We start from the raw sequence: 25714 nt of genomic DNA on the forward strand, positions 1-25714 counted from the left end.
TTCCCGCAGTGCCGAATACTACAGCGAAACCCTTGCGGGATTAGAGATGATTGCTATCCCTGCTGGCACTTTTATCATGGGGACACCGGACGGAGAAAAAGGAGACTTTACCGGTAGTGATAAACCCCAGCGCTTAGTCAAGGTGAACAGTTTCTACCTGAGTAAATACCCAATAACCCAAAAACAATGGCAAATTGTCGCTAATCTGCCCAAAATTAACCGCGATTTAACCCCCAATCCCTCCCACTTCCAAGGGGATAACTTACCCGTCGATAGCATCTCTTGGTATGATGCGATCGAGTTTTGCGATCGACTGTCCAAGGCCACCGGCAGAAACTATCGACTCCCAAGCGAGGCACAATGGGAATATGCTTGTCGTGCCGGCACTACCACACCCTTCTACTTTGGTGCCACCCTTACCAGTGAATTCGCTAACTACTATGCCATTAAATTTCCCTATGCAGTGGAAAGAGAGAGCGAATTTCGAGCTAAAACCACCCCTGTAGGCAGTTTTCCCCCAAATGCCTTCGGATTATACGATTTACATGGCAGTTTATACGAATGGTGTGCCGATCCTTGGCATCGCAACTATAAAAATGCTCCCAGCGATGACCAAGTATGGCCGGCCGATCCTAATAGCACCGGCAATCGTTATCGCATCCTGCGTGGAGGTGGTTGGGGGACAGAATTGAGGGAATGTCGCTCCGCTAGTCGAGGCCAATTTGGTCCGGATAATCGCTATAGTGTATTAGGATTCCGCATCGCCAGTAGTTAGCTCAAAATTCTGGTTTCAACAACTTTGCCGGTAAATTGTGCGTCTCTAAACCTGTTTTAGTCTGTGAGTGTAAGCGAGTGACCAACTCTCCACCCTATCCCTTTTTAACCACCCCCGTCGGCTCTTTGCAAATTCCTTTTTTAGAGCAAATTGAAGAAATTACCGGCAATAATAGTTATATTCTCAGAGATTCGCCGCAATTACTCAAATTATCTCTAGTTATTCCCACCTATAACGAGCGAGATAACGTTATTCCCCTAGTCGAGAATCTCAGTCAATTACTCGATCGAAAAATTCCCGATCAGTATGAACTAATTATCGTCGATGATGACAGTCCCGATCGCACTTGGGAATTAGCCAGCAAATTAACCCCAGATTACCCGCAACTGCGGGTGATGCGTCGTCAGGGAGAAAAAGGATTAGCGTCCGCAGTGGTACGGGGTTGGCAAGGGTCAAGGGGTGAGATACTAGGAGTAATCGATGGAGACTTGCAACATCCCCCCGAAATTCTCTACAATCTCCTCGAAACTATCGAAAAAGGAGCCGATTTAGCTCTTGCTAGTCGTCACGTCGAAGGAGGAGGAGTGAGCGAGTGGAGTCTGCTGCGACGATTTCTCTCTCGCGGCGCTCAAATCCTTGGTTTAATTCTACTGCCAGAGGTGGTCGGTCGCGTCTCCGATCCCATGAGCGGTTACTTTATGGTCCGCCGTCAAGCGATCGCCGGTCTGATTCTCAATCCCACCGGTTACAAAATTTTACTAGAAGTCATCGGCAAAGGCCGCATCAAAACCATCGGAGAAGTGGGTTATGTCTTCCAAGAGCGGCTAGAGGGGGAAAGTAAGGTAACTTGGAAACAATGGCTAGAATATATCTTCCATCTGCTGCGTTTGCGCTCTCAAAAGCCATTAAGGTTTTTAGATGCAATTGTCAATCTACCTTTAGATAGATTTATTCGCTTCGGTTTAGTGGGATTAACTGGGGTTTTTGTCGATATGGCCTTTCTCTATCTTCTCAGTGATCCCGCCGCTTTGGGTTGGGGATTAACCCGCAGTAAAATCATCGCCGCCGAATTAGCAATTATTAATAATTTTATCTGGAATGATCGCTGGACTTTTGGCGATTTATCTGCTCGTCAACGGGGTTGGAATAAACGCTGGAAAAGATTTTTCAAGTTCAATTTGATCTGTTTAGCCGGTTTAATTTTAAACGTACTGCTGCTCAACCTTCTCTTTAATGGTTTAGGAATCAATCGCTATCTGGCTAACTTTATTGCGATTGCCATCGTCACGGTTTGGAACTTTTGGGTTAATCTTAAACTCAGTTGGCGGGTGACAAAATAGCCAGCTAGAAGCAAAAAATGCGTTTACCCTGTTGTCAATAGCATTTGAAACCCGCTTACTCCATCCTATGATCCTGATTACAGAAAAAATTTACCAGTCTATTTTCACCCACGCAGAATCCACCTATCCCGAAGAATGTTGTGGGTTACTCCTAGGAAAAATTACCGAGACAGCAGCCGAAGTTATCAGCATACAAGCAACAGAAAATAACTGGTCAGGCAATAGAAAAAACCGATTTAGTATTGCCCCAGAAGTGCTTTTACAAGCTCAAAAATCGGCCCGGGAAAACCAGCTAGAAATTATCGGTATCTATCATTCCCATCCCGATCATGCCGCCATTCCCTCGGAAATTGATCGCCAATTAGCCTGGTCAGGATATACTTATTTAATTGTCTCCGTAGTTTCAGGGCGAGCGATCGATTTACAAGCTTGGCAACTGGACGAGCGCGAACAATTTCAAATCCAACCTCAAGAATTAAAATGTTTTTGACATCGCTTGAGAACAAAAAAGAAAGGCTGGGGAAAGTTTTTAAAATCCATAATTCCCAGCACCGTATTATCATCTACTTTCCGAAAAGAGTCATTAATCGGCAAATAATCATAAATCATCGTGGCGCTAACTTTGTCCCGATATTCCATCATTCGCAGTCTAGCCTGACTTGTCTCTGTTTTTAGCAAGGAGTTGGTCAGCATCAGCAAAGGTTTCAGAGAATTATTTTTCAGTATCGGCAGCCGCAAAATCCAGTTCATGGCCGTGGGATTGGGTGCCACCTTAAAAATTTTTCCCTGACCATCTAAAAATAACAGGGGGTGGACATTCTCAGTATCGACAAATTCTTTACCATACCAATTAGATGCTTCTAATAAACCATCCATGGGGTGATTTGTCTGAAGTCCAGAACCTTGCCAAAGACCGAGCATAAAGTCTAAACTCACGGGTTCGAGAGCGTCAAACAATTCTAACGCTCTTTCGGTCGTCGTTTGACCAGCTTTAAGAATCGACTGGCAGCTTTCTAATTCTAATGTTTCCATTGTCTCGCTCTTATTGTGTCCTGACAATGATATTATAGCTGCCCAGCCAGAGGGTGGGGGATTGCCACTTGGTTAAGATTACCAAACATCCGACATATCTTCAGTCAATGGGTCATCGTATCACTCTAGGGTTTCCAGCCATTCACTCAGTTCTTCCTTGATGGTTTCTTTAAGTTCTCGCAAATCATTTTTATCTATTAGGCCTTTTTCCAGTAAGAAAGTGTAGAACTTTTTCAGACTACCTGCGTTAGCCTTGAGACTTGATTGACTGGCCCACAGGGCCTTTTTGATAAACCAATAACCCAAAAAGTCACCGACCATATCTACCCCGTCTTTAGCTTCTACTGCATCCTCATAGAGTAAATATTCGTTGATATAAAAATCTATATTTGAAATATGATTATTAATGGTTTTTTCCGACAAACCTGATGATTCTAGCCAACTCTCGAAATCCTTTAGTAATTCATGATTGACTTTTCTTATCCTTTGACAGTCAGCCTCATATTTTTGGGAATCATCCATCTCAAATTTCTCTCCTCTAAATCGCTGCTCGATGGTCAATAGGGTAATGAATCAAGTGTTTTTTTTCCAAGCGTCTAAAGCCGCCATTTGCTCCTCGGTGTCAACCTCGGCCAACCGCCGGAATCGCCTTTCTCTTTTCTGCTAAATAGCTTCAACGATGTTAGACTGAATTTGCTCAATGGTGGCGGCCACATCTTCTTCTGTATCTCGAGGTTGGGTTAATTCCACATCCGTTGAGGAGAGGTACATTTGGGCCCAGTCTAGGTTTTCCAGTTCACACTGGTCAATCACCGAACTGGGGATGTTTTTCAGGGTGATGCTATCCCATTCAATGCCGATGAGATTGCTCTGCCGCTCAATTATCACAATTCTTCCTTGCCAACCACCGATGTCAGTCCCCAAATCTGGGTCAAGTACACCCTGTTTGACGATGACCGAGTCGCCGACTTTGAAGGCAAACTCTGACTCGGAAAATTCGGGCGACAAGCTGGAGGCAACCGAGAGATGATACTCGCTTCCTAGCTCTTTTAACTCAAAATCCACAATCATCCGCTTGTTTTCCGAGAAATAACGGGTTTTCCTAGCGATTAGCTCCTCGATTAGCCCTTGAATATCCGCCTTGAGCCTTTTATCTCCTTTAAGAAGGTCTTTATTAAAAACTCGGTCTATCATCTCTTGCCGCTTTGATTCGGGGGACAACGCCAGATTCCAAGCGATTATCCCTATGGTCAGCAGTGTTCGCATAGATCCCTTCGTTTCATTGGATTCGCGGTAAGGCTCGATAAAATCCTCCAGAACTTCCGACATTGTGACTTCCCCAGAAGGAGAGACGACAATTTCCTTGAAAGGCAAGGACTTTTCTCTTAATTTCTTCTCAAAGCTTTTCAAGGGTTTTTCGGATCCTTGGGACATTTTCTGCAGCCTGAGCAGTTCACTAAATGCCTTCGATTTTTTAGCCATGATTGAGCCAGAAAATATGTGTTATTAATCCTGTTGGGTTGCTGAACAACATTGGAATAGGGGAATTGTAACTGCTCTCAGGGAGCGATTGCGCTCTCATTATTAAATCTTAAAGTTCTGGTCTGAGTCGTCAGCTGTTGACTGCTATCCGATACTTTTTTGTTAACATAGATTAGCAATGCACTTTCAGAGATTCTCTTAAAACAGAGGATATCTCCTTCCCAAATCCCCCCAAGGGAAAAATATGTCTCAAAAGCCGATTTATCTAGATTGCCACGCCACGACACCGATGGATCCGCAGGTTCTGGCGGCGATGTTACCCTATTTTACCGAACACTTTGGTAATGCCAGTAGTATTAATCATGTCTATGGTTGGACAGCCGAGGCTGCGGTTAAACAGGCAAGAGAAACAATCGCCGCTGCTATTAATAGTAGTCCCGAAGAAATTATTTTTACCAGTGGAGCAACAGAGGCCAATAACCTCGCTATCAAAGGGGTTGCCGAAGCTTATTTCGCCAAGGGAAGGCACATAGTTACGGTGATGACAGAACATCGGGCCGTTTTAGATCCCTGTCATTATCTGGAAAAATTGGGTTTTGAGGTGACAATTTTACCCGTCGGTGCTGATGGCTTAATTGACTTGGAACTACTAGAAAAATCTTTGCGTCCTGACACGATTTTGCTGTCAATTATGGCTGCTAATAACGAGATTGGGGTGATTCAACCTTTAGCGGCAATCGGGGCGATTTGTCGCCAGTATCAGGTACTTTTTCATACGGACGCGGCCCAAGCAATCGGCAAAATTCCCCTAGATGTGGAGGAAATGAATATAGATTTGATGTCCTTAACTGCCCACAAAGTCCACGGACCAAAGGGAATCGGTGCGCTGTACGTCCGGCGCCGAAACCCCAGAGTCCGTCTCGCCGCTCAAATTCAAGGGGGAGGCCAGGAAAAAGGATTGCGATCGGGTACAATATTTACACCGCAAATTGTCGGTTTTGCCAAGGCAGTAGAATTGGGCATCAAAGCGATTGAAGAAGATAACAGCCACTTAAATCAGTTAAAAGCCCGTTTATGGGAGATTATCAGTCAATTAGACAGAATTTATCTCAATGGTCATCCTAGCCAAAGATTAGCCGGAAATTTGAATATTAGTATTGAAGGGGTGGACGGTGCGGCATTATTGTTAGGATTACAGCCAATAGTGGCGCTTTCCTCCGGTTCTGCCTGTTCTTCTAGCCATACCGCCCCCTCTCACGTTTTAACTGCCTTGGGTCGCCCCGAATCTCTCGCTTATGCTTCCCTGCGCTTCGGGTTGAGTCGTTTTAACACTTTAGAAGAAATTGAACTGGTGGGGGAACAGGTGGTTTTAACGGTTAATTCCCTCCGCAAAGCCCAAAATTTTTGACGTTTCGGCTCCTATCCACAAGTTAGTTTCGGTCTAGGTTTCAAAAATTCCGAAAAAGCTTTCTATGATTGTCTTTGACTGATTGCCGTCCCGGTTAATAACACTGATGCTTGGTTTTCACTCCAGTGAATCATCCAACTCGGTTGTAATCCCAAAACAATAATAAATAAAGCCAAGGCAATTTCGGGAAATCTTTCGGGCCAGGTACTGCGAGGAATGCGCGATAATTCAGGGGTTAAACGACCAAAGAAAACCCGATTAATCATCAGGAGAAAATATACTGCGGTTAAACCACTAGCAACCAAACATAAGAGCGTTTGTATTGGAAAAATCGGGAAACTGCCACGAAAAACTAAAAATTCGGCGATAAATCCCACCATTCCGGGGATGCCGGCGCTGGCCATAGCCGCTAAAATCATTAACATTCCCGTGATTGGTAAACCTCTTTCCGGATTTAATAAACCGCGTAGATAATCCACATCCCGACTGCCGGTTTTTTTATACACTACTCCCACCAACAAAAATAACAAAGCGGAAATTAAACCGTGACTAATCATCTGCAAAATCGCCGCAGTGATGCTTAATCTGGTGGTGGCCGCCGCCGCTAGTAAAATATAGGCCATGTGGGAAATAGAAGAATAGGCCACTACTTTTTTCATATCCTTTTGGGCAATAGCGCAACTGGCCCCGTAGAGGGCGCTGATAGCTGCTATCGTTGCTAACCAAGGGGCGAGAGTTACCCAAGCATCGAGAAATAAACCGACTCCAAAGCGCAGCAGTCCATAGGTTCCTAATTTGAGTAATATTCCCGCTAAAAGCACAGAAACGGGGGTAGATGCTTCCACGTGGGCATCCGGTAGCCAAGTATGAAAGGGAAAAATCGGGATTTTGATGGCTAATCCAATCAGAAGGGGGATGAGGAGCAGTAATTGGGTTTTAACGTCTAAATTATTCGATAAAAGGGGATTATAGGCGAAATTATTAGCACCGGTTAGCCAAACTAAGCCGAGGAAAGATATCAGCACTAAAAAGCCTGAAATTGCCGTGTATAATAAAAATTTCATGCCCGCATAACCGCGTCTTTGACCCCCCCAAATGGCAATGAGAAAGTAAAGGGGGACGATTTCTAATTCGTAAAATAGGAAAAATAGCAGTAAATCCTGCGCTAGAAAGGCCCCCGCTACTCCGGCATTGAGTAACAAGAGCAGAGAATAGTAAAATTTCGGTCGGTTAACCTCTGTACCACTAGCATAAAGAGCAATTATTGTCAAGATGCTGTTAAGAAAAAGTAATGAAAATGATAAGCCATCGACACCGAGGGCATAGTTGAAACCGAGGAAATTAATCCAAGGCAGGTTAACCGTGAACTGCATTTGCGGGTTACTAGGGTCAAATTGCCAGCCAAGGAGAATATTAAGCAGTAAGAGAACGACAGCAAGAGTTAGAGCTAATCCTCGCACTTTTTTCGCCTCTAGAGGCGTGTAGGCAATCAGTATCGCCCCTATAATCGGTAGCCAAATAAAAGCGTTGAGCATTCTTTACTTTAATGGGGATGATAAACTTAATATTATTGCCTAAGCGGTCAATCTTTAGCAAGATAGCTATCAACTTTTAACATTTATTAATAAAATGAGCCAGAGATTACCATTACCAGAAATTCGTCGAGAAAAAAACAGCGATTTTGCTGCCATATACCGAGTAAATTCCTTGGCTTTTGGCCGAGAAAATGAAGCCAATTTAGGAACCCCTCATAACTCACCATTAAGATAACTGCTATAATTATCGTCTGGGGTTTGACTCGGTGTCAAAAAAAGTTTCAGCTAATTTAATTAAATTGGTTCGATTAATCTTGCCTTGGGGACTTTTTGGTATCTCTGGTAATTTTATCCAATGTTTCGGCAGTTTATAATTGACTAATTTATCCTTAATCTGGGATTGAATAATTGTCTGGCCTATCTGAGAATTAACGGGGACATAAAAAGCGACAATTATCTGTCCCCATCGAGAATCTGGCAACCCTAAAACCACCACATCTTTAACTAAATTAGTGTGTCTAATGGCAGTTTCTACCTCAAAAGGATAAACATTTTCTCCTCCAGTAATTATTTTTTGACTATCGCGACCAATGATATATAAATAACCACTTTCATCGAAGTAACCTAAATCATCCGTCTCGAAGTAGCTTGCTTGATTAAGATGGGGATAATAGCCTAAAAATAAAGATTTCGCTTCAATAATAATTTTCTGGTTATCGGGATTAATTTTTATCTGAGCATGGGGTAATAGCTGTCCATTACTATTATTGCCTCGTCGAAAATCTTCCGGTTTAAGGGTGACAATTTGTGAGGCAGTTTCCGTCATTCCGTATGTGGGAGACAAAGAAATATTATATTCTCTAGCTTTTTCTAGTAAAGATGGCCATGCAGGGGAACCTCCTAGTAAAACTGTTTTAAAATTGGCTAACCAGCGAGGGTCATTTTCTAGAAAGAATTGTAATTGAGTGGGTACTAAAGAGATAAAATAATCTTGAAGATTGAGATTATTTATGTGCTTTTGTTTGATTTTATGGTAAGGAATAACAGCAAAATCTCCCCCCGTTAAAAAACTTCTCAGAAACTGCATTAAACCACTAACATGATATAAAGGCAGTAGGCAAAAAGAGTTAACCTGCTTGACTTGAAAATATTCAGAGAAACCTTTGACAGAAGCAGTTAAAGTTAACCAGTTGTGGATAGCAAAGCGAATTTTTCCCGAGGTTCCCCCCGTGGGTATCATCAGAGAATTAGTCAAAGGATTGACAGGAGGAGAATTATGGTTAAAAACCTCGATATTTTCACCAAAAATATAATCGGGTTGCACCAGAGAGAAAACCTGCTGCCATTCGTTAGTTTTCCAGTCGGGATTAGCTAAAAATAGGCAACTTTTGACCCTGACAGCAGCCAAGAATATCGCTAAGAATTTAATGGGATTGCCTTCAGCAAGCAGTATAGTTAATCGAGGATTATCTGCGGCGATAAATTTCTGACAATAGGACTGATATAATTGATAAAATTGCTGGCTATTGTATCCATATAACCAATCTTTTTGACTGAGATATGCTAATTGTTTGCTGATGTCGTCCACAGTTTTTCTAACCAATCGGGGTCACTATTATTAAACCATTGTTGCACACCAAAACCTAAAGCTCGCTCCTTTTTGGGGTATTCTTGTGCTAGACGTAAAGCGGATTTTCTGCCGATATTAGTTTCTAAAACCGAGGAAAATACTAAATCTAAGGGATATTTTTTCCAGAGATTTATTAACCCTTGGATTGAACCAGTAATAGCAGGTTTAATCACAAAAATTCCTCGCCATCCCCGTTGATAACATTCCTCTATTTGTCGAAGATTGGCTACGGATTCATCTAAGGCAATCCCCGTGGTAAAATTTTGACTTAATTGCAACATTTCCTCTAATTGAGACGGGGGTAAAGGTTGTTCAATAAATTCAATTATTTGACATTCATCGGCAATTTTTAACCAGATTTTACTCTCAGCAATACTTAATCCCCCATTGGCATCTAAACGCAATTTAATTCCCCTGGGTAATCGGTCAATTAATTTTTCAAATAAGTTTAACTCCTCTGCGAGAGAATTAACTGCAATTTTCCATTTATAAGTATTAGTTTGATTGGCGGCTAAAATATCATCTAAACAGGGAAATACTGCCGCACCAGTGGGTAATAAATAACTATAATTTTTCGGTTCTAATTCTCTCGATTGATTCTCTATACTCAAATCTTCTAAAGCTGATTCAAAGGCAAATTGACAAGCGGGAAATTGTTCGGGAATAGAAAAAATTGAAGTTATTGATAGGGGATTTTCGAGACTTTTACAGAATAATATTGCTGCCGATAATGTTTCTGAACCAAATTCAGGTAAAGGAGCAATTTCTCCCCATCCTATACGTCCATCTTCCGCTTCTAAGCGAATAATAATTCCTTCCCTAATTTCCCATAGTCCGTGATGGGTTTGTAGGGGATGCAGCAAAGGACGCTGATAAACACGAAATTGCCAGAAATACATGATTAACTATAAGTAGTAGTGAAAAGCTTAACATGAGCAGGCGTTGGGTTTCATGCTTCAAACCAACCTACGTTCTTTATAGAGTTTGTCAGCGAAACGTTTTTTTGTCTTAAAGTCCAGAAAACGGGTTTCTCCGGGAAACCCGTTTTCTAGGTGACTTAGAAGGATAACTTAGACACTTAAACAAAGAAATTACCCACTGGAATGCTCCCTAAAGCTGGTAAAGTCCCAGTAAATCCAGTGATATTTATTAATAAATCATTGCTGGATTGGAAGCCAGCCGTGCTATCATTAATAACGAGGTAAGTTCCAGCTATTGCACCGGTTGTTACCTGCACTAAGGCGGCACTATTAACCCCTAATCCTTGATTACCTGTAATCGCTCCATTAGCATCAGTAAATACCTGATTGACTAAATTCTGTAAAGTGGTGACAGTGCTATTAGCAGCGCGACTGAAACTACTAGGCGCACTCGTGGCGTTTCCAGCTTGAGTTAATAAGTCAATTTTATCACTATTGATGGCAAAATCTGTGATACGATCGCTTGTTGATATGGTAGATTGTCCAAATTGGAAGACGAAGATATCTGCACCTAAACCACCGGTTAACAAATCAGCACCGTTAGCACCATTGATTTGATTAATACCACTATTTCCAGTGATTTTATTGTTACCGGCGTTACCTGTACCATTAATATTATTAGTGCCAATTAGTCTGAGGTTTTCCACATTGTTGGGTAGGGTGCGAGTGAGAGTGCTTTGCCAAGTATCAGTAATGATAACTTCTCCTATTCCCCCTTCGGGATTGATGGTAGCATTAACGGGATTTGACAGGGTTACTGTAAAAGCTTCATCGGCTTCGTTGAGGTTATCATTGAGGATGGGAATGCTAATAGTAGCAGTAGAAGTATTAGCAGCAATGGTGATAGTTCCAGTTTTGCTAGTGTAATCTACATTAGCGGTAGCGTTAATCGGTGCAGTGGTATAGTTGAAGGTAATTGGTTGCGGGTTGGGGTTATCAACTGTGACGGTGAGGATGGCATTATTATCTTTACCTTCCACTACGGTGATGTCGTTGATGGAGAGTTGAGATAAATCATCATTATTAATTGTCCCCGTCACTGGGGTGGTTGTACCTACTGTATAACCTGTCCCGGTCGCGAGGGTTAAAATAACAGTTTCGTTACTTTCTACTATTGTGTCAGGAGTGGGGTCAATTGTTACGGTGGCAGTGGATGAACCAGCAGCAAAGGTGACTGTATTGGTAGTCCCAGTACGAGTGTAGTCGGTATTAAGAGTCGCTGTCCCTCCGAGGGTGTAATTGACGGTTAAAGAATTAGTGGTTACTCCGGTGCGGGTGAAGGTATAGACTAAGTTGGTTGTCCCATCTTCTGTCACACTTGCGGGAGAAACTGCTAGGGTGACAGTGGTATCGTCATTGGTAATTGTCCCCGTAGCTGCGTTAGGAGTACCTACTGTATAACCTGTCCCGGTCGCGAGGGTTAAAATAACAGTTTCGTTACTTTCTACTATTGTGTCAGCAGTGGGGTCAACAGTTACAGTCGCAGTGGATGAACCAGCAGCAAAGGTGACTGTATTGGTGGTCCCTGTACGAGTGTAGTCGTTATTAAGAGTCGCTGTCCCTCCGAGAGTGTAATTGACGGTTAAAGAATTAGTTGTTACACCAGTACGAGTGAAGGTATAAACCAGATTTGTTGTCCCGTCTTCTGTCACACTTGCGGGAGAAACTGCTAGGGTGACACTGGTATCGTCATTGGTAATTGTCCCCGTCACTGGGGTGGTTGTACCTACGGTATAACCTGTCCCGGAAGCGAGGGTTAAAATAACAGTCTCGTTGGGTTCAACTATTGTGTCAGCAGTGGGGTCAACAGTTACGGTAGCAGTGGTAGCATTAGCAGCAAAGGTGACTGTATTGGTGGTCCCTGTACGAGTGTAGTCGTTATTAAGAGTCGCTGTCCCTCCCAAGGTGTAGTTGACGGTTAAGGGATTAGTGGTTACTCCGTTACGGGTGAAGGTGTAAATCAGATTTGTTGTCCCATCTTCGGTGACACTACTGGGAGAAACTGCTAGGGTGACACTTACAGGCAAATTGAAGGTAACAGGTACACCCGTATCTGCCAAAATAGCGACATCGAGAGGTGATATATAATACTTTTGGCCATAGTAATATACTACGCCATTCATCAAATCGGATATAAGATCCGACCCGGGACGAGGAGAATTGTTGCCTAAATGAGAGATGTTACCGTAGGTTAGAGGTACTGGAGAACCGTAAATACTCACGGCTTGACTGCCAGTGAAAAAGAAGTTTGTGCCGTCAAAGTAAGTTTTTTCATCGAAGGTAGATTGATAATTTCCCGGCATTGTTCCCGTAGTAGGGTTCATCCAGCCGTTGAAAGCGAAGGCATGACCTAATTCATGCATAAATACAGAAACGGCATCGATTTTATTGTTGGGGACGATTCCCTCTCTCGTGAATGGATTACTATCAAACCAAAGTGTATTAATTAAATAATTAGGACTTAAATTAATTTCTATATCTGGTTCATTCTGATTAGGATCAATTCCAGTTTTGATCTCGGCAGCTGCCCCTTGCTCGAATATGTTAAAAGTGCCATTATTTCTTACAAAAGAGGAAGTAACGCTTCTTCCAGTAGCAGTAGGGATATTATTGTTAAAATTAACAACCACTTCTAGATTAGCGTTTACTCCCCCGATATAGTTGTCCCAGAAAGACTCAGAGGCTTGTATGCTAGATTCTATGGCGGCATAGTAGGTAGAATAAGTATTTAGGGGATCGTTTATGGTGATATTAAAGTGGAGGTTATTGGTAGCCATCTGTTCAATCTGAATTTGCTGTCCATCAATCTCAACAATAGCAGTATCATTTTCTAATTTAAGCACTTGCAACTGCTGGCTAGATAAACTTTCCCCTGACACCAACTCTGCAAAAATTGCCCCCTCATCTCCGGCGCTATCCACCTGATTAATTTGAGCATCCACATAATGCCCAATTTCTTCTAAAATTACATTAACTATCGTTGCTGACGAAGCCGTATTCAAAAAAGATGCCGATAGATAAATCTTATTCTTACTGCTGGAATATGCACCATTCGCAGTCCCCAAAACCTCATCACTGAGTACCTCAATCGGGGGAATTTGACCAAAATTTCGGCTTTGCCACTGTTGTCGTAATTGCGTCGCCTTAACCACATCATAACTTGTGCCAAAAGCGGTTTCTAAATTCGCCCAAAAACCATCAGATTGAGCGAAATTGAACAAAACATCGTCAACAGCAGGAATAATCGCCAAAAGAGTAGAAGTCATGACAGTAACAGCAAAAGTTTATTGCTAATAGTTTTAGCCTAACAATCCCCCATCTTTCAAGACCCCTGTAACAGAAATTAACATTGATCGGGAAAACTGTATTTCTAAATCATCAGTTTTTCTGAATATTGTCTCTCAATTCCCCCCTCACAACTTAATCTAATTCATTTGCCGTTTGCAAAACCTCCTCATAAAGTTGATGACTGATGCGAAAATTTGCTTGGCTAATTAGAGACTCCATTATCGGTTTAACCTTAGCAATCAATCCTCTATTTTTAGCGATTAAAAGAACTCCTAGAACCCCCGTAATTGACAGTCCCAAACGCACAGCCTCCCTCCGTCCAAGACGCTCATCAATTAACAATTCATCTGCTTTTAATTCTAAGGCAAGAGCGATTGCTTCTGCTTCGCCAAGATCTAAATTATATTCATTCCTCAAACAAGCCACAAGTTCCAAATTAGCGGCTTGTTTAACCTGTATCCAGTTCAGAGAAATTATCGCTTTAATGCGGATATCTTCCTCAGTTAAATTGGCTAATTCATTGGCAACTGCTTGGGGAATAACAACATTAGTATAAATATCTTTTAAGATTGACAGATAACCAACAAGAGCAAGACTGCTGAGAGGAGAAGTATCGCTAATAATAATCATAGCCAACCTTTCTCTTTTAAATGCTTAATATCTTGCTGAAACTCAGCAACATCATAGTGAATACAAATTCCTCGTTCAGAAAGCATCCGTTGAAACTTGATTTGATTAATACCTAATAACTCACTTGCTTTTCCTAAGCTAATCTTATCTTGTTGGAATAACATAACAACAATTTCCTTCAACAGTTCATCCTCTGATAAACCACTTGCTTTAATCACTTCTTGGGAAATAACTAGAGTCATATTTTCTCCGTATTTTGATAAGAATTATACAAATGCTATCCTAGGTTTTGCGGTCTGTCAATTCCCTTTGGCAGACCTCACTTCTAACTGTTAACTGTTAACTGAAATTCCCTCTCCGAAGCAATCTTACCCCTTGTCATGGCGAAGATGCGATCGCTAACGTCAAACCTAGGCAGTTAAAGTATTTAACCAATTGATTAAATCTTTAACTGTAGAGAAATCGAATAAAGCTTCTGCTAATGCTTCGACATCATCAATACTTAACTGCATGATTTTAGTTTCTAATGAAGAATTAATCTCCCCTAACTTGCGTTTAAGTTGACGAAGAATCAATGTCTTTTCCCGTTCAATACCTTGTTCGATACCTTGTTCGATACCTAGTTCAATACCTTGACGCATCCAACTGGTGGTAATTTGCATAACTTCCTCGAAATTACAAGCATTATAAAGTATTTAACCAATTGATTAAATCTTCAACCGTAGAGAAATCGAATAAAGCTTCTCCTAATACTTCAACATCATCAATACTTAACTGCATGATTTTAGTTTCCAATGAAGGATTAATCTCCCCTAACTTGCGTTTAAGTTTCTGTACTATCACTAAAAATCCACCCCGAATAGTGTTGATGTATCTCTTCAAAAATTCGCCTCGATTCAGCGTGAGTGCGTGTCTGAGTTGTAGTTTTATCTAAGCTTGGTACTGGTTTAAACTTTACTGTCACCTCTAAATCAGTTTCTTTAACTTCCACGGGAATATCTAAATGCAATATTCGGTCTTCACCCAGATGAGAACTTAATTTAACTTGCTGTATCATAGTTATTTCCTTTCCTTTTTTAGTGAGTAATCGACAGTAAACCTCTTGCTACTATAATAGCTATTTATGTCATTTGAGCGCGAACCACTTGACACTGCGACTCTTTTGTGCAAACAATCGCCAATTTTTCAAGACCCCTGTAACAAAAATTAACATTTATTGCAAGAAAACGGGTTTCTTTGAGAAAGAAACCCGTTTTCTAAGAGGTTAGGCTTCGGGGAGCGCAGGCTGTTCAATTCTGCGAGGATGGCTGAACTGCCGTTGATTGCGGCGGCTGCCACCGGGTTGAGTCCCCAAAATGCCCCGACTGCCACCACTAACAGGTTGGGCAGAGTAGCGATCGCCAAACTCTCATAGGCAGTGGCAAGGGTATGCCGGGCCAGGGCAAAGGTGTAGCCAAGGGGCTGGAGATCCTGGCTGTGCAAGATGACATCGGCGGCTGCTGCAAAATCCCCTCTCCCTAGAGAAATGACCACCTGATCCTCCCGGGCAGCCAAGCAATCACTACCACTGTCGGTTATCCAAGCCACCCGCTTACCTTGGCGGAGCAACTGTTCTTGGAGTCCCTCAACAGCAGCCGCATCGGTGGCGAAGTAGATGCACTCAGAAGGGATGCCCCAACTCACCAGCAGCTCCGGGGTAATCAAGTCCTGGAAACTTTCGCGAGTAAAGGCCAGAGTATCCACCTGAGCCAGCTTTTCCAGTACCCTAGCATTGCGGATATAAACGCCTTGTCGCGCTGCCGCCGTCAGGGACGAAACCACTGACAAGGGAGTAACGCCCCGCAGAGAAACCCCGATGTCAAGGGGTAACAGCGCACTCGCCCGCCCCAAGTCTCCCGTCAGCATTGCCCAAGTGCCGCTTAGGAACAAAGTGGGTAGGATCGCTCCTTGGGCGACGGGTTTGAGGTTCTGGAGTAGTTCGGTTTTTTCGACGGAATCTAGCCACCCTTCTCGAGCTGCCTCGGGAACGGGAGCGAACCGCTGCCGGTCAGAGAGCCAGTGGATTTCTGCATCTTCTTGCTCGAACAGCAGGTATAGCTCGTCTTCTAGCTGTTGGAGCTTGCTCTGGCGCAGGCTCTCTCCCACTGCTGCCAGATTGAGGGCGAGTGCGCCAGCGATGTTGTTACCTTGAAGCAGTTGGTAGCTCAACCAGAGGGCATCGAGGCAGTCTATGGTCACTTGTCCCTGCTGGGTGAGGGCTTGGCCAACCCTCTGCCAGAGAGGGATTGAAGCCGCAAGGACAATTCCCCCCACAATCGAGAAGGGCAGTTCTAGGGGAGCAGCAGCGATCGCCACAGCCAGGGTTAAGGCCGGCAGCCCTAAAGTTGGCCAAGTCCCCTGATTTCTAGCCCCGACTTTCTCGTTTAGGTCTGGCTCTCTTTCCCGGCCGGCCGCTAGGATGGCCGCTTGCAAGTAATTCAGGAGGGCCGTTGCTGACAGCACTTCCGCCTGGTAGGAGACAATCAGGGAGCAGGATGCGGCATTGATGCGGCTCTCGCTGATGGCAGTGGTTCTCAGCAGCGATCGCTGCAAGCGTCTGGCAAATTCGTCATCCCAATTGAGGCGAGGAATGCGAATTCGCAGCCGTCCCGGAATTTGATGGGCGACTTGCCAATCTACCCACTCAGGGGGTGCTGGGGAATTTGCTGCCGCTTGAACTGGCGCGGGAGTCAGAGTTGTTGTCGTCATGGTGAGGTGATTCAAGAGGGGCTACCGACTGGCAGCGGGACGAACAAGACATTCAACAGCAGGCTGACAGCAGTGACGCAGATGATACCAGTTTTCGACTTCCATCTAAAAATCGAAAGAAAAGTATTAACCGATTATACCATAAAAAAATTATGCAAGAAGTGCATTCAGCTAATCTAAGGATAGGCGGTTAAAATGCGTCTTGACTTAATAAGTAAGGTTTGCTGAAAAAGTTTGTTGTTGGGGTTAGGAGTCAGTAGCCAGTAGTCAGTAGTCAGGAGAATTAAGAATGAATAATAATCAGTTAAATAGTCTATTTACAGACTTGATGCCATTTAATCCTTATTTTTGACGTTTTTGAACCCTGAAAAATTAATTATGCAAGAGGTTTTTAAACACAAACTACCTATCAGATTGTGGAGAGTTGGTATTACAAAAGTAACCAAAGGGAAAGCCAAATTTGATTAAGGAGTTGCCAGAAATTGACCAGGAGATAATTCGGCATTAACTAGGGTTTGCTGAATAAATCTAAAAACTTTGTTGGATAATACTTTTAGACTTTTTTGAAATCCAAAAGTGCCAGGACTGGGAGTGATCAGGGGGAAAATTCCGGGACTTTTTCCCTGAAAATTGGGTAATTGACCACCTGAAAATCGGTAAAACCCTACACCCTACACCCCACACCCTGCCCCCAAGAAAAACTTTTTCAGCAAACCCTAACTAAAGACTTCAACGGGATTAATTTGACAGCACAAGCTTTTAATTCTGGTTGCAGGGAAATCGGACAAGCGGCCGGATGGGTGAGACTATTGGCCTCAGAATTTTCTGCCCATAGGGCCCCCCAGTGCATCGGCACAAAGACACAATTAGGAGCAATTGCTTTGGTAATTACAGCGGGAAAACGGGCAGAACCGCGACGAGAACGCACCTCCACCCATTCCCCAGCTTCTATGCCCAATTTTGCCGCATCTTGGGGATGAATTTCCAGAAAAGGTGCGGGGTGCATTTTGACAATTTTCTCGATGCGGCCGGTGCGGGTTTGGGTGTGCCAGTGACCGTACAAACGCCCCACGGTCAAAACTAGGGGATAATCATCGTCCGGGGGTTCCGCTAGACCTTTACTGTGGTAGGCGGCGAAAACAGCACGACCATCGGCAGTATTAAATTTACCATCGGTATAAAGGCGTTTTGCGGCTGTTTTTTGGCTTTTATCGTTATCTTTAACTAAATTACCCGGTAATTCCCCAGAATTAGCGGTTTTAGGGGCAGAAATTTCATCGATGGAATCGGGCCACGGTCGGGGAGTCTCGGCCAGGCGATCATAATTAATCCCTGTCATATCACAAGGACGTTTATATGTCAAGCCGGCAAACTCGGAATATACCTCGGCCGAATCCTGAAAATTAAATTGTGCCTGAAAACCCAAACGGCGACCAACTTCGGCAAAAATTTGCCAGTCGGCCCTAGCTTGTCCCACGGGAGGGCGAAAAGCTTTATTTAACGTCACCATACGCTCAGAATTGGTCATTGTTCCCGTTTTTTCGCCCCATTGGGCCGCTGGCAGTAATAAATGGGCATAGGTGCTGGTTTCCGTGGGATAGTAGGCATCCTGATAAACAGTAAAAGGTGATTTTAACAGGGCCGCCTTGGTACGTTCTAGATCAGGCATACTAACAGCCGGATTAGTAGCGGCAATCCAAAGAAGTTTCACCTCTCCCGTCTCCAAACCAGTAATCATACTCCAAGCATCGCGACCGGGGACGGGAGAAATCCGACCAGCAGGTAAACCCCAAGCTTGTTCCACTTCGGCCCGGTGTTGGGGATTTTTGACGGAACGATAACCGGGGAGAAGATGGCAGAGGCCGCCGGCTTCCCGTCCTCCCATGGCGTTGGGTTGTCCGGTTAGGGAAAAAGGACCGGCCCCCGGCTTACCGATATTAGCCGTCATTAGGTGTAAATTGATTAAAGTGCGGGCTTTGGCCGTGCCTTCCCTAGATTGATTAATACCCATCGACCAAAGGGAAAGGACTCTTTTCGATTCGGCCCAGTAGCGGGCAGCCTTTTCTAAATCCTCGATGGGGATACCGCATTTAGGGGCGACGATTTCCGGGGGATAATGGCCGATAATTTCGGCGTATTTGGGGAAATACCGGGTACATTTATCGATAAAATAGGTATCGATCGCACCCCAATTCAGTAACAGGTGAGCAATACCGTTAAATAGGTCAATATCAGTCCCCGGGTTAATGGCGAGGTGGAGATTAGCGGCCTCGGCGGTTTTTGTCCTGCGGGGATCAACGACGATTAATTTCGCTTCTTGGTTACGTTTGAGATACTTGTGCAGACGGTTAAAGATGATCGGGTGACATTCGGCCGTATTTGTCCCCACCAGAAAGGCACAATCGGTTAATTCTAGGTCATCGTAACAGCAGGGGGGACCGTCGGATCCGAAACTGTTCAGGTAAGCGGCCACGGCCGAAGACATACAGAGACGGGAATTAGCATCAAAGTTATTGACTCCCAGACAACCCTTGACCAGTTTTTGGGCGATGTAGTAATCTTCGGTGTGAAATTGTCCCGAACCGTATAGACAGATACTTTCCTTTTCCCCCTGAGCGATTAAAGTTTGGATGCGGTTAACGATGCGATCGAGGGCTTCTTCCCAGGTACAAGGACGGAATTGCTCTTGGAGAGAATCGCGGATCATCGGGGTTTTGAGGCGATTTTTATCGATTGATTCCGCTACGGTGGCCCCTTTAACACAGACCATACCTTGACTGGAGGGGTGGGACTTGTCCCCGAAGACTTTCCATGCTTGTCCGGCCGACGCGGGGGGGGTGACTGTCAAACCACAACCTACTCCACAGTAAGGACATTGGGTTTTTGTAGATTCAGTCATAAGCAGTGGGTCTGATTGGTGGCGCTGTCTTTAGGCATACTAAGATAGTCGTCAGGTTTTCTCGGCAAAATTGTAGTTATTAATACAATTTATTAGAAGCCTTGGCCAAATTGCCATTTTTATGATGCAAATCGCGCATTACAACTGGCTAGATAAAAAGCATACACTTGTTCTCATGCCGAAAAAGAATCGGCATAGGATAATAGTAGTCTCTAGGGTGGGGAAAAAGTTTTCAGCCAGTCATGACCTACGAACCTCTACATCATAAGTATCGTCCCCAAACCTTTGCCGATTTGGTGGGACAATCAGCGATCGCCACGACCCTGAGTAATGCCTTAATCAGTGAGCGAATCGCTCCTGCATACCTATTTACTGGACCCAGAGGCACGGGGAAAACCTCCTCGGCGCGAATTTTAGCCAAATCCCTCAACTGTCTGTCTAGTGACCATCCGACACCGATTCCCTGCGGTAAGTGTTCCGTCTGTCAAGCGATCGCCAATGGTTCCGCTTTAGACGTGATCGAAATTGATGCCGCTAGTAATACCGGTGTGGATAACATTCGGGAAATTATCGAGCGATCGCAATTTGCCCCCGTCCAATGTCGTTATAAAGTCTATGTCATCGATGAATGCCATATGCTCAGTACGGCGGCCTTTAATGCTTTGCTGAAAACTCTGGAAGAACCGCCGGATCGAGTAATTTTTGTGCTTGCTACCACCGATCCTCAGCGTGTCTTGCCTACCATCATCTCCCGTTGTCAACGCTTTGATTATCGCCGTATTGCGCTCGATGCGATGGTGGCACACCTGCAAAAAATCGCCCAAATAGAAGCGATCGATATTAACCTAGAAGCATTAACCCTAGTGGCTCAGATCGCTAACGGTGGTTTACGCGATGCCGAAAGTCTTCTTGATCAATTAAGTTTACTCGCAGGAACGATTACGGCCGAGCGAGTCTGGGATTTAGTCGGTGCAGTCCCCGAAAGAGACCTTTTAACCCTACTTAAAGTCATTCATGGCAATATTCCCGATCAAGTTATCGAACAATGTCGCCATCTGATGAATCGCGGTAAGGAACCTTTAATCGTCCTGCAAAATCTAGCCGGATTCTATTTAAACCTACTTTTAGCCAAAACCGCCCCTAATCGTCCAGAAATGGTGGCTGTCACCGCTCCCACTTGGCAGGAATTATGTACGGAAGCGCGTACTTGGTCTTTAGAGGAAATTCTCCGCGGTCAACAACTGCTTAAAGACAGCGAAACGCAACTAAAAAACACCACTCAACCCCGTCTCTGGTTAGAAGTCACTCTATTAGGACTGTTACCGCAAGCACAGGTGATTCCTCTAGTTGCCACGGCAGCGCCTTCCCGTCCCCAAACCAGCGCCGAGAGGCCCACTGAAATGATCACAGCACCGGTGCCGGTTAATGAACCGATAAAACCGGCGGTTATCACCTCGACAACTAGCGTCGCAGTGCCGAAAACTGAGGTTAAAACTGTTACCAGTGATGACAATCATGAACAAATTTGGCAGCAGGTTTTAGAAGTAATGGAACCCCCCACTACTCGCACTCTCTTGCGTCAGCATGGCAGTCTTTTTAGTAGGTCAGAATCGAGTGCTTATGTAAGCATATCTTCGGAACAATTATTAAAAATGGCCCGGCTACGCTTAACTAATATTGAGTCAGCTTTCGAGGCAGTTTTTCAGCGCCGGATTAAAGTCCATTTACAGGTAGGTTCCGCTACTGCTGCCATGGCTGCGGAAGTTTCCCAATCCTCAGCGGCCAAGATGCCACTACCATCGGAAACCGCAGCAACTCCACCAATAACTCCCGAAAATAAAGTTATGACTGTGGTGGATATTCCCGCGGTCAAAGAAGCAATTATCGAGAAAAAAGAAGCAAAAATCACTGCGTCGGGAACCCCAAAAACTTCTAGCACAGAACTGCCCCAAAAAATCTTAAATTTTGACTCATCTTTAGGGACATTAGATCAGGATGTTGATGTTAGCGAAATTTTGGCAGCCGCTCAAAAGTTAGCGAAATCTTTTGATGGTGAACTGGTCAATATGGGTTATTCACTGCCAGAAAATTCGGCCGCAGAAACTAAAGTTAATAAGTCTCTGGAAAATATGACTATCGTGCGCGGGAGACCTGATGTTAACGAAATTTTAGATAGTTTGGAGGAGGACGAAGACCTGCCTTTTTAAGGCTATCCCAACGGCTTGTGCTAAACTAATAGGATATGCCACGTCTCAGGATTGGCTATTCTTGCTCAAATTCTAGCTACTAGACCTATGACACCCGAAACTAAGGACAGAATCGATCAATTAGTTCAGAATAACAAAGTTCTTGTGTTCATGAAGGGCAATAAATTAATGCCTCAGTGTGGTTTCTCGAATAACGTCATACAAATTCTCAATATTCTGGGGGTTTCCTACGAAACTGTCGATATTCTGCAAGATCAGGAGTTAAGACAAGGAGTTAAGGAGTATTCCAATTGGCCGACTATTCCCCAAGTCTATATCAACGGTGAATTTATTGGCGGTTCCGACATTATGATCGAACTCTATCAAAATGGGGAACTACAACAAATAGTCGAGGTAGCCTTAGCTTCCTAAAAATTTTCTAGGTTAGGTTAGCTATCCTAACCTAGTTTAAAGTTGTCCAACTAGCAATCTTGGTAGAGGTGATGATTGTGACGATTCGAGAAACTGCAATTTCTAAGCTACATCAACTCCCTGAAGTCCTTGTTCAGGAAGTAAGCGACTTTATTGATCTTCTCGATCATAAATATCGAGTCAAAACCGTTGAAACTCAGCCTGATGGAAAACTGATAGAAAGATGGTTACAATGGTTTGAAGCCGTAGATGGCTTAACTGTCAATTCACCTGAACCAATAAACGACTACCAGCAACTGCTGCCCGAAAAATATCGGCAACAAGGACTAGAGCTATGTTTTATCGGATTCAAAACCAAGGAAGCTTTGATATCATTCAAGTGTAGTGATGGAAAATCTGCTTTCAACGGCCTATAATTCCACCGATAGAAAATGCTCCCCTTTAAAACTGTCCCTTGAATTCTTCTCTATCTCTTGCTATCAGGAAACTTTGTTGGGGAATACCGATGTGAATTCCCTTCTCCTCAAAAGCAATTTTTAGACGACGACGATACTCTCTTTCTATGTCCCATTGTCGTAATCTTTTAACGACAATTCTGAGCATAATTTCCATCCCCGTGTGAGAAACCCGACTGACACCAGCAACCTGCACAGGATTGATGATATCTTTTTGCCATTGTGGATCTACAGCCATATTTTCAGCGATGGCTGCCATTAAAGAGATCGCCACATCTGCCTCAGTCTGATAGGCGACTTCGATGGTAAAATTGACTCGCGCCCAATCTTTACTGAGGTTGTGTGCGCTAATAATTTGGTTATGAGCAATAGTGATTAAACGTCCATCAGCAGCCCGCAATTGAGTCGCTCGCAAACTCATATTTTCCACCAAACCGATAAACTCCTGAAACTGGATCATATCACCGACAGTGTACTGATCTTCAAAGACAATCAGAAAACCGTTAATCCAATCTTTTAAGAGATCCTGAAAGGCAAAGGTGAGCAATGCTCCCACTAAACCGGCTCCCGTGAGTAAAAAGGCGAAAGAAAGACCCATCCAACTCAAAAAAATCAAAATTCCTAGAAAAATGGCGATAAATGTGATCATTTCTCGCCCAACTTCTAATAAAGTGGGAGCGCGCAGAATCCTCCTTTCCAAATTTTCGGAAAACACCGCTCCTTCCTCTACCCACTCGCGTAGCCGAAAATTAACGTAGAGATTAACCATATTGCTCACTGATGTCAGCAGCAACCAGATAATAAAAATCCGCAAAGGAATACGAATTATCCCGCGTCCTTCTAGCCTAGTTTCAGGAAATACATACAAAATCGCCGCTATTCCGCTAAACCAAAGCAGTATCAGTCCAATAAGAGCCAGTCTTTTCCAGAGAATATTTAACGTCAGTTGTCGCTGAATATCAGCCTGTTGACGGAAATTAGAGGAATCTTCTAGAGCGGCTAAAATTGGTTCTTGGGAGCGATCTTTTCTGGGGGGGGAATTTATGGCTAAATTCCGATCAGATTGACTTTTAGCCTGTTTTTTGAGGAGATTAAAGCGATTTCTTAAACGTTTCTGCCACCAAATTGATACCCAGCTTAAGAAAATTAGCCCCAAAATAATTTTAGCGGCAGTCATTACCTGTTGCCGGCGAGGGGCGGGCTGACGTTCTTGCCAAGCTTGGAGCAAAGCTGTTTGGATGATTTGAACCCATTGGTCTGCTAAATCGTCAACCGAAGAAGAATCGATCAGGGCATCAACTTCTGTTACTGTCAGAATTACCTGTTGCGGTAACTTCTGGTTATCCTTGGCCACAATCACGGTTAAATTATTGAGCGTCGCCGTACTTACTTGCAGGGTTGTCGGATCGAAACCCCGATTGATAATATTATTTAAACCTCTTTCAATGCGCCTAGCCCGTCTTTCTACCGGGGAGAGTTCCCGGGCCTCAGAAGCGGTAAAATCTTGGGAGGCAATCTGAAATAAGGCAAATCCATCCAGATGCACGGAGGCATATTCTATATCCCCGGCTACAAAAATCCTTGTCCCCGTGGGAGATACAAATGGAACCAGAAAATTTTGGCCTAGGGATGGCAGGGAATTAAGAACAAAAATACTAACCAAGAAGCAACCCGCTAATCCTTGAAGGACCAGATTGAAAATTTTTCCCCGTTGCCATCGTCCCATTGCCCAAGTTTCCTTTTTGATTAACAATGATCTTTACCCGCTTTCTCAGCTTATAGCAGTTATCTTTATGGTGAGATAGGAAAGTTTTCGTTTTGGGGAGTTAGTCGTCCCTCTCCCCAACCCCCCACTGATTACTGATTACTGAAATCCCCAACATTAGTTAACTTCTCATGTCCAATATACCCCCACAGTGGCGCGAGGAAATTACGTCTTTACCCGCTTGGTTACGGCGTTCACTCGGCAAATCTAGCGAAATTTCCACGGTTCAGCGCATTATCAAACAAAGGAACATTCATACTATCTGCGAGGAGGGTCGCTGTCCCAATCGCGGCGAGTGTTATGCCCAAGGTACGGCGACTTTTTTGTTGATGGGTCCCACTTGCACCAGGTCCTGTGCTTTTTGTCAAGTGGATAAGGGTCATGCACCCATGCCTCTCGATGTGGAGGAACCGCAAAAAGTGGCGGAAGCGGTGCAATTGTTAAATTTAAGTTACGTTGTCTTGACTTCTGTAGCTAGAGATGATCTGGAAGACGGCGGAGCCAGTTGGTTCGTGCGGACGATGACAGCCATTCGCGAACTCAATCCCCACACTTTAATTGAAGTGTTAACCCCGGATTTTGCCGGAGGTAAGGGAAGTCAACAGGAACGGGTGGCGACGGTGGTAGGGGCAAAACCTGCCTGTTACAATCACAATATCGAGACGGTGCGCCGTTTGCAAGGACCGGTTAGACGCGGGGCTAAATACGATCGCTCTTTGGCGGTTTTGCGTTATGTTAAGGAAATCGATCGCTCAATTCCGACGAAATCCGGCTTAATGGTCGGTCACGGTGAGACAAAAGAGGAAATTATCGAGACTTTGGCAGATTTACGCGCGATCGACTGCGATCGAGTTACTATTGGTCAATATATGCGTCCTTCTCTGGAACATTTGCTCGTACAGAAATATTGGACTCCCTCAGAATTTAGCGAGTTGGGAGAAATTGCCCAAAAAATGGGTTTTTCCCAAGTTAGATCTGGACCTCTAGTCCGCAGTTCCTATCATGCGGGAGAGGAAATCAGTTATCAGTGATCAGTTATCAGTTATCAGATGTAAGTAGCTGGTTATAATTAAATTAAAAATGGATTTTAGGTTCGATCCCCCCTGCCCCCCTTGATAAGGGGGGTGCC

Annotated in this window: 24 protein-coding genes; 9 read left to right on the forward strand and 15 right to left on the reverse strand. The window is 44.0% G+C overall.

The features are described 5' to 3' along the window. From IQ224_RS08960 to IQ224_RS08970, 3 genes are all read left to right on the forward strand, one after another. On the forward strand, positions 1-775 hold a 775-nt coding region (locus IQ224_RS08960; protein WP_194032846.1), incomplete at its 5' end, for a formylglycine-generating enzyme family protein. A 77-nt stretch (positions 776-852) separates the two neighbouring features. Continuing rightward, positions 853-2115 (forward strand): glycosyltransferase, encoded by a 1263-nt coding sequence (locus tag IQ224_RS08965; protein ID WP_194032847.1) that lies wholly within the window; start codon positions 853-855, stop codon positions 2113-2115. Between the two features lie 67 nt (positions 2116-2182). Then, positions 2183-2605 carry a Mov34/MPN/PAD-1 family protein gene (locus tag IQ224_RS08970; RefSeq protein ID WP_002740058.1) on the forward strand — a complete coding sequence of 141 codons (423 nt, stop codon included), beginning with the start codon at positions 2183-2185 and terminating at the stop codon, positions 2603-2605. Here IQ224_RS08970 and IQ224_RS08975 read toward each other — a convergent pair. The 3 genes from IQ224_RS08975 to IQ224_RS08985 form a co-directional block, all read right to left on the reverse strand. Further along, complete coding sequence (locus tag IQ224_RS08975; protein WP_002748347.1) at positions 2584-3147, reverse strand: DUF4334 domain-containing protein; 564 nt, start codon at positions 3145-3147, stop codon at positions 2584-2586. The genes IQ224_RS08970 and IQ224_RS08975 overlap by 22 nt on opposite strands. 120 nt (positions 3148-3267) lie before the next feature. Beyond that, complete coding sequence (locus IQ224_RS08980) at positions 3268-3669, reverse strand: phage integrase SAM-like domain-containing protein (RefSeq protein ID WP_002748346.1); 402 nt, start codon at positions 3667-3669, stop codon at positions 3268-3270. A 141-nt stretch (positions 3670-3810) separates the two neighbouring features. After that, complete coding sequence (locus IQ224_RS08985) at positions 3811-4629, reverse strand: hypothetical protein (RefSeq protein ID WP_036402829.1); 819 nt, start codon at positions 4627-4629, stop codon at positions 3811-3813. Between the two features lie 244 nt (positions 4630-4873). On the opposite strand from IQ224_RS08985, the gene IQ224_RS08990 reads away from it, so the two are divergent. Further along, positions 4874-6037, forward strand: a complete 1164-nt coding sequence (locus IQ224_RS08990) for a cysteine desulfurase family protein (RefSeq protein WP_002748344.1) — start codon at positions 4874-4876, stop codon at positions 6035-6037. Between the two features lie 62 nt (positions 6038-6099). Here IQ224_RS08990 and IQ224_RS08995 read toward each other — a convergent pair whose 3' ends face one another. Further along, positions 6100-7572, reverse strand: a complete 1473-nt coding sequence (locus IQ224_RS08995; protein ID WP_002748343.1) for an NADH-quinone oxidoreductase subunit M — start codon at positions 7570-7572, stop codon at positions 6100-6102. A 94-nt stretch (positions 7573-7666) separates the two neighbouring features. On the opposite strand from IQ224_RS08995, the gene IQ224_RS23965 reads away from it, so the two are divergent. Then, positions 7667-7807, forward strand: coding sequence for a hypothetical protein (locus IQ224_RS23965; RefSeq protein ID WP_002739942.1), 141 nt, complete (start codon positions 7667-7669; stop codon positions 7805-7807). Between the two features lie 9 nt (positions 7808-7816). On the opposite strand, the gene IQ224_RS09000 is transcribed toward IQ224_RS23965, so the two are convergent. The 10 genes from IQ224_RS09000 to IQ224_RS09045 form a co-directional block, all read right to left on the reverse strand. Then, entirely contained in the window at positions 7817-9160 is a 1344-nt protein-coding gene (locus tag IQ224_RS09000; protein ID WP_002748342.1) for a 2-succinylbenzoate--CoA ligase, read from the reverse strand. Further along, the gene (locus IQ224_RS09005; RefSeq protein ID WP_002748341.1) at positions 9136-10101 is read right to left on the reverse strand and encodes an o-succinylbenzoate synthase; all 966 of its coding nucleotides are present in this window, start codon (positions 10099-10101) and stop codon (positions 9136-9138) included. Before IQ224_RS09005 ends, IQ224_RS09000 begins: the two co-directional genes overlap by 25 nt. A 179-nt stretch (positions 10102-10280) precedes the next feature. Beyond that, positions 10281-13448, reverse strand: coding sequence for a Calx-beta domain-containing protein (locus IQ224_RS23970; protein WP_228036148.1), 3168 nt, complete (start codon positions 13446-13448; stop codon positions 10281-10283). Between the two features lie 154 nt (positions 13449-13602). Then, a complete protein-coding gene (locus IQ224_RS09015) occupies positions 13603-14100 on the reverse strand; it encodes a DUF3368 domain-containing protein (RefSeq protein WP_002748339.1) in 498 nt (165 codons plus the stop codon). Then, on the reverse strand, positions 14097-14342 hold the full coding sequence (locus tag IQ224_RS09020) for a UPF0175 family protein (RefSeq protein ID WP_002739258.1): 246 nt from the start codon (positions 14340-14342) through the stop codon (positions 14097-14099). Before IQ224_RS09020 ends, IQ224_RS09015 begins: the two co-directional genes overlap by 4 nt. Before the next feature lie 168 nt (positions 14343-14510). Beyond that, positions 14511-14762: a DUF4351 domain-containing protein gene (locus tag IQ224_RS09025; RefSeq protein ID WP_084989947.1), complete on the reverse strand. Its 252-nt coding sequence runs from the start codon at positions 14760-14762 to the stop codon at positions 14511-14513. 22 nt (positions 14763-14784) lie between these two features. Continuing rightward, complete coding sequence (locus IQ224_RS24560) at positions 14785-14943, reverse strand: DUF4351 domain-containing protein (RefSeq protein ID WP_004157560.1); 159 nt, start codon at positions 14941-14943, stop codon at positions 14785-14787. After that, positions 14924-15157 carry a hypothetical protein gene (locus tag IQ224_RS09035; RefSeq protein WP_004157557.1) on the reverse strand — a complete coding sequence of 78 codons (234 nt, stop codon included), beginning with the start codon at positions 15155-15157 and terminating at the stop codon, positions 14924-14926. The genes IQ224_RS24560 and IQ224_RS09035 overlap by 20 nt, the downstream gene beginning before the upstream one ends. A 149-nt stretch (positions 15158-15306) precedes the next feature. Further along, positions 15307-16848, reverse strand: a complete 1542-nt coding sequence (locus IQ224_RS09040) for an HMA2 domain-containing protein (protein WP_004157556.1) — start codon at positions 16846-16848, stop codon at positions 15307-15309. Between the two features lie 706 nt (positions 16849-17554). Continuing rightward, positions 17555-19747 (reverse strand): molybdopterin oxidoreductase family protein, encoded by a 2193-nt coding sequence (locus IQ224_RS09045; RefSeq protein WP_036401917.1) that lies wholly within the window; start codon positions 19745-19747, stop codon positions 17555-17557. 242 nt (positions 19748-19989) lie between these two features. Between IQ224_RS09045 and IQ224_RS09050 the strand changes: the two genes are divergently transcribed. The 3 genes from IQ224_RS09050 (at position 19990) to IQ224_RS09060 (ending at position 22781) form a co-directional block, all read left to right on the forward strand. Beyond that, positions 19990-21954, forward strand: a complete 1965-nt coding sequence (locus IQ224_RS09050; RefSeq protein ID WP_194032848.1) for a DNA polymerase III subunit gamma/tau — start codon at positions 19990-19992, stop codon at positions 21952-21954. An 87-nt stretch (positions 21955-22041) separates the two neighbouring features. Then, positions 22042-22365 carry a Grx4 family monothiol glutaredoxin gene (grxD, locus tag IQ224_RS09055; RefSeq protein WP_002770648.1) on the forward strand — a complete coding sequence of 108 codons (324 nt, stop codon included), beginning with the start codon at positions 22042-22044 and terminating at the stop codon, positions 22363-22365. 71 nt (positions 22366-22436) lie between these two features. Further along, on the forward strand, positions 22437-22781 hold the full coding sequence (locus tag IQ224_RS09060; protein ID WP_228036150.1) for a DUF2281 domain-containing protein: 345 nt from the start codon (positions 22437-22439) through the stop codon (positions 22779-22781). Between the two features lie 25 nt (positions 22782-22806). Here IQ224_RS09060 and IQ224_RS09065 read toward each other — a convergent pair whose 3' ends face one another. Continuing rightward, positions 22807-24546, reverse strand: a complete 1740-nt coding sequence (locus IQ224_RS09065; protein ID WP_194032849.1) for a mechanosensitive ion channel family protein — start codon at positions 24544-24546, stop codon at positions 22807-22809. A gap of 170 nt (positions 24547-24716) precedes the next feature. Here IQ224_RS09065 and lipA point away from each other — a divergent pair, with 170 nt between their 5' ends. Then, a complete protein-coding gene (gene lipA / locus IQ224_RS09070) occupies positions 24717-25616 on the forward strand; it encodes a lipoyl synthase (protein WP_002739543.1) in 900 nt (299 codons plus the stop codon). The last annotated feature ends 98 nt before the right edge of the window (positions 25617-25714 follow it).

The sequence above is a fragment of the Microcystis sp. LEGE 00066 genome, from assembly GCF_015207925.1.
GTDB lineage: Bacteria > Cyanobacteriota > Cyanobacteriia > Cyanobacteriales > Microcystaceae > Microcystis > Microcystis ichthyoblabe_A.

Excerpts from the sequence above, each read along its gene's own strand:
- IQ224_RS23970 (WP_228036148.1), bottom strand. The coding sequence starts at position 13,448 with ATGACTTCTACTCTTTTGGCGATTATTCCTGCTGTTGACGATGTTTTG.
- IQ224_RS08985 (WP_036402829.1), bottom strand. The coding sequence starts at position 4,629 with ATGGCTAAAAAATCGAAGGCATTTAGTGAACTGCTCAGGCTGCAGAAA.
- IQ224_RS09020 (WP_002739258.1), bottom strand. The coding sequence starts at position 14,342 with ATGACTCTAGTTATTTCCCAAGAAGTGATTAAAGCAAGTGGTTTATCA.
- IQ224_RS09045 (WP_036401917.1), bottom strand. The coding sequence starts at position 19,747 with ATGACTGAATCTACAAAAACCCAATGTCCTTACTGTGGAGTAGGTTGT.
- IQ224_RS09035 (WP_004157557.1), bottom strand. The coding sequence starts at position 15,157 with ATGATACAGCAAGTTAAATTAAGTTCTCATCTGGGTGAAGACCGAATA.
- IQ224_RS08980 (WP_002748346.1), bottom strand. The coding sequence starts at position 3,669 with ATGGATGATTCCCAAAAATATGAGGCTGACTGTCAAAGGATAAGAAAA.
- IQ224_RS23965 (WP_002739942.1), top strand. The coding sequence starts at position 7,667 with ATGAGCCAGAGATTACCATTACCAGAAATTCGTCGAGAAAAAAACAGC.
- lipA (WP_002739543.1), top strand. The coding sequence starts at position 24,717 with ATGTCCAATATACCCCCACAGTGGCGCGAGGAAATTACGTCTTTACCC.
- IQ224_RS08995 (WP_002748343.1), bottom strand. The coding sequence starts at position 7,572 with ATGCTCAACGCTTTTATTTGGCTACCGATTATAGGGGCGATACTGATT.
- IQ224_RS08990 (WP_002748344.1), top strand. The coding sequence starts at position 4,874 with ATGTCTCAAAAGCCGATTTATCTAGATTGCCACGCCACGACACCGATG.
- IQ224_RS09025 (WP_084989947.1), bottom strand. The coding sequence starts at position 14,762 with ATGCAAATTACCACCAGTTGGATGCGTCAAGGTATTGAACTAGGTATC.
- IQ224_RS09065 (WP_194032849.1), bottom strand. The coding sequence starts at position 24,546 with ATGGGACGATGGCAACGGGGAAAAATTTTCAATCTGGTCCTTCAAGGA.
- IQ224_RS08970 (WP_002740058.1), top strand. The coding sequence starts at position 2,183 with ATGATCCTGATTACAGAAAAAATTTACCAGTCTATTTTCACCCACGCA.
- IQ224_RS09015 (WP_002748339.1), bottom strand. The coding sequence starts at position 14,100 with ATGATTATTATTAGCGATACTTCTCCTCTCAGCAGTCTTGCTCTTGTT.
- IQ224_RS09040 (WP_004157556.1), bottom strand. The coding sequence starts at position 16,848 with ATGACGACAACAACTCTGACTCCCGCGCCAGTTCAAGCGGCAGCAAAT.
- IQ224_RS08975 (WP_002748347.1), bottom strand. The coding sequence starts at position 3,147 with ATGGAAACATTAGAATTAGAAAGCTGCCAGTCGATTCTTAAAGCTGGT.
- grxD (WP_002770648.1), top strand. The coding sequence starts at position 22,042 with ATGACACCCGAAACTAAGGACAGAATCGATCAATTAGTTCAGAATAAC.
- IQ224_RS09060 (WP_228036150.1), top strand. The coding sequence starts at position 22,437 with ATGATTGTGACGATTCGAGAAACTGCAATTTCTAAGCTACATCAACTC.
- IQ224_RS09005 (WP_002748341.1), bottom strand. The coding sequence starts at position 10,101 with ATGTATTTCTGGCAATTTCGTGTTTATCAGCGTCCTTTGCTGCATCCC.
- IQ224_RS09050 (WP_194032848.1), top strand. The coding sequence starts at position 19,990 with ATGACCTACGAACCTCTACATCATAAGTATCGTCCCCAAACCTTTGCC.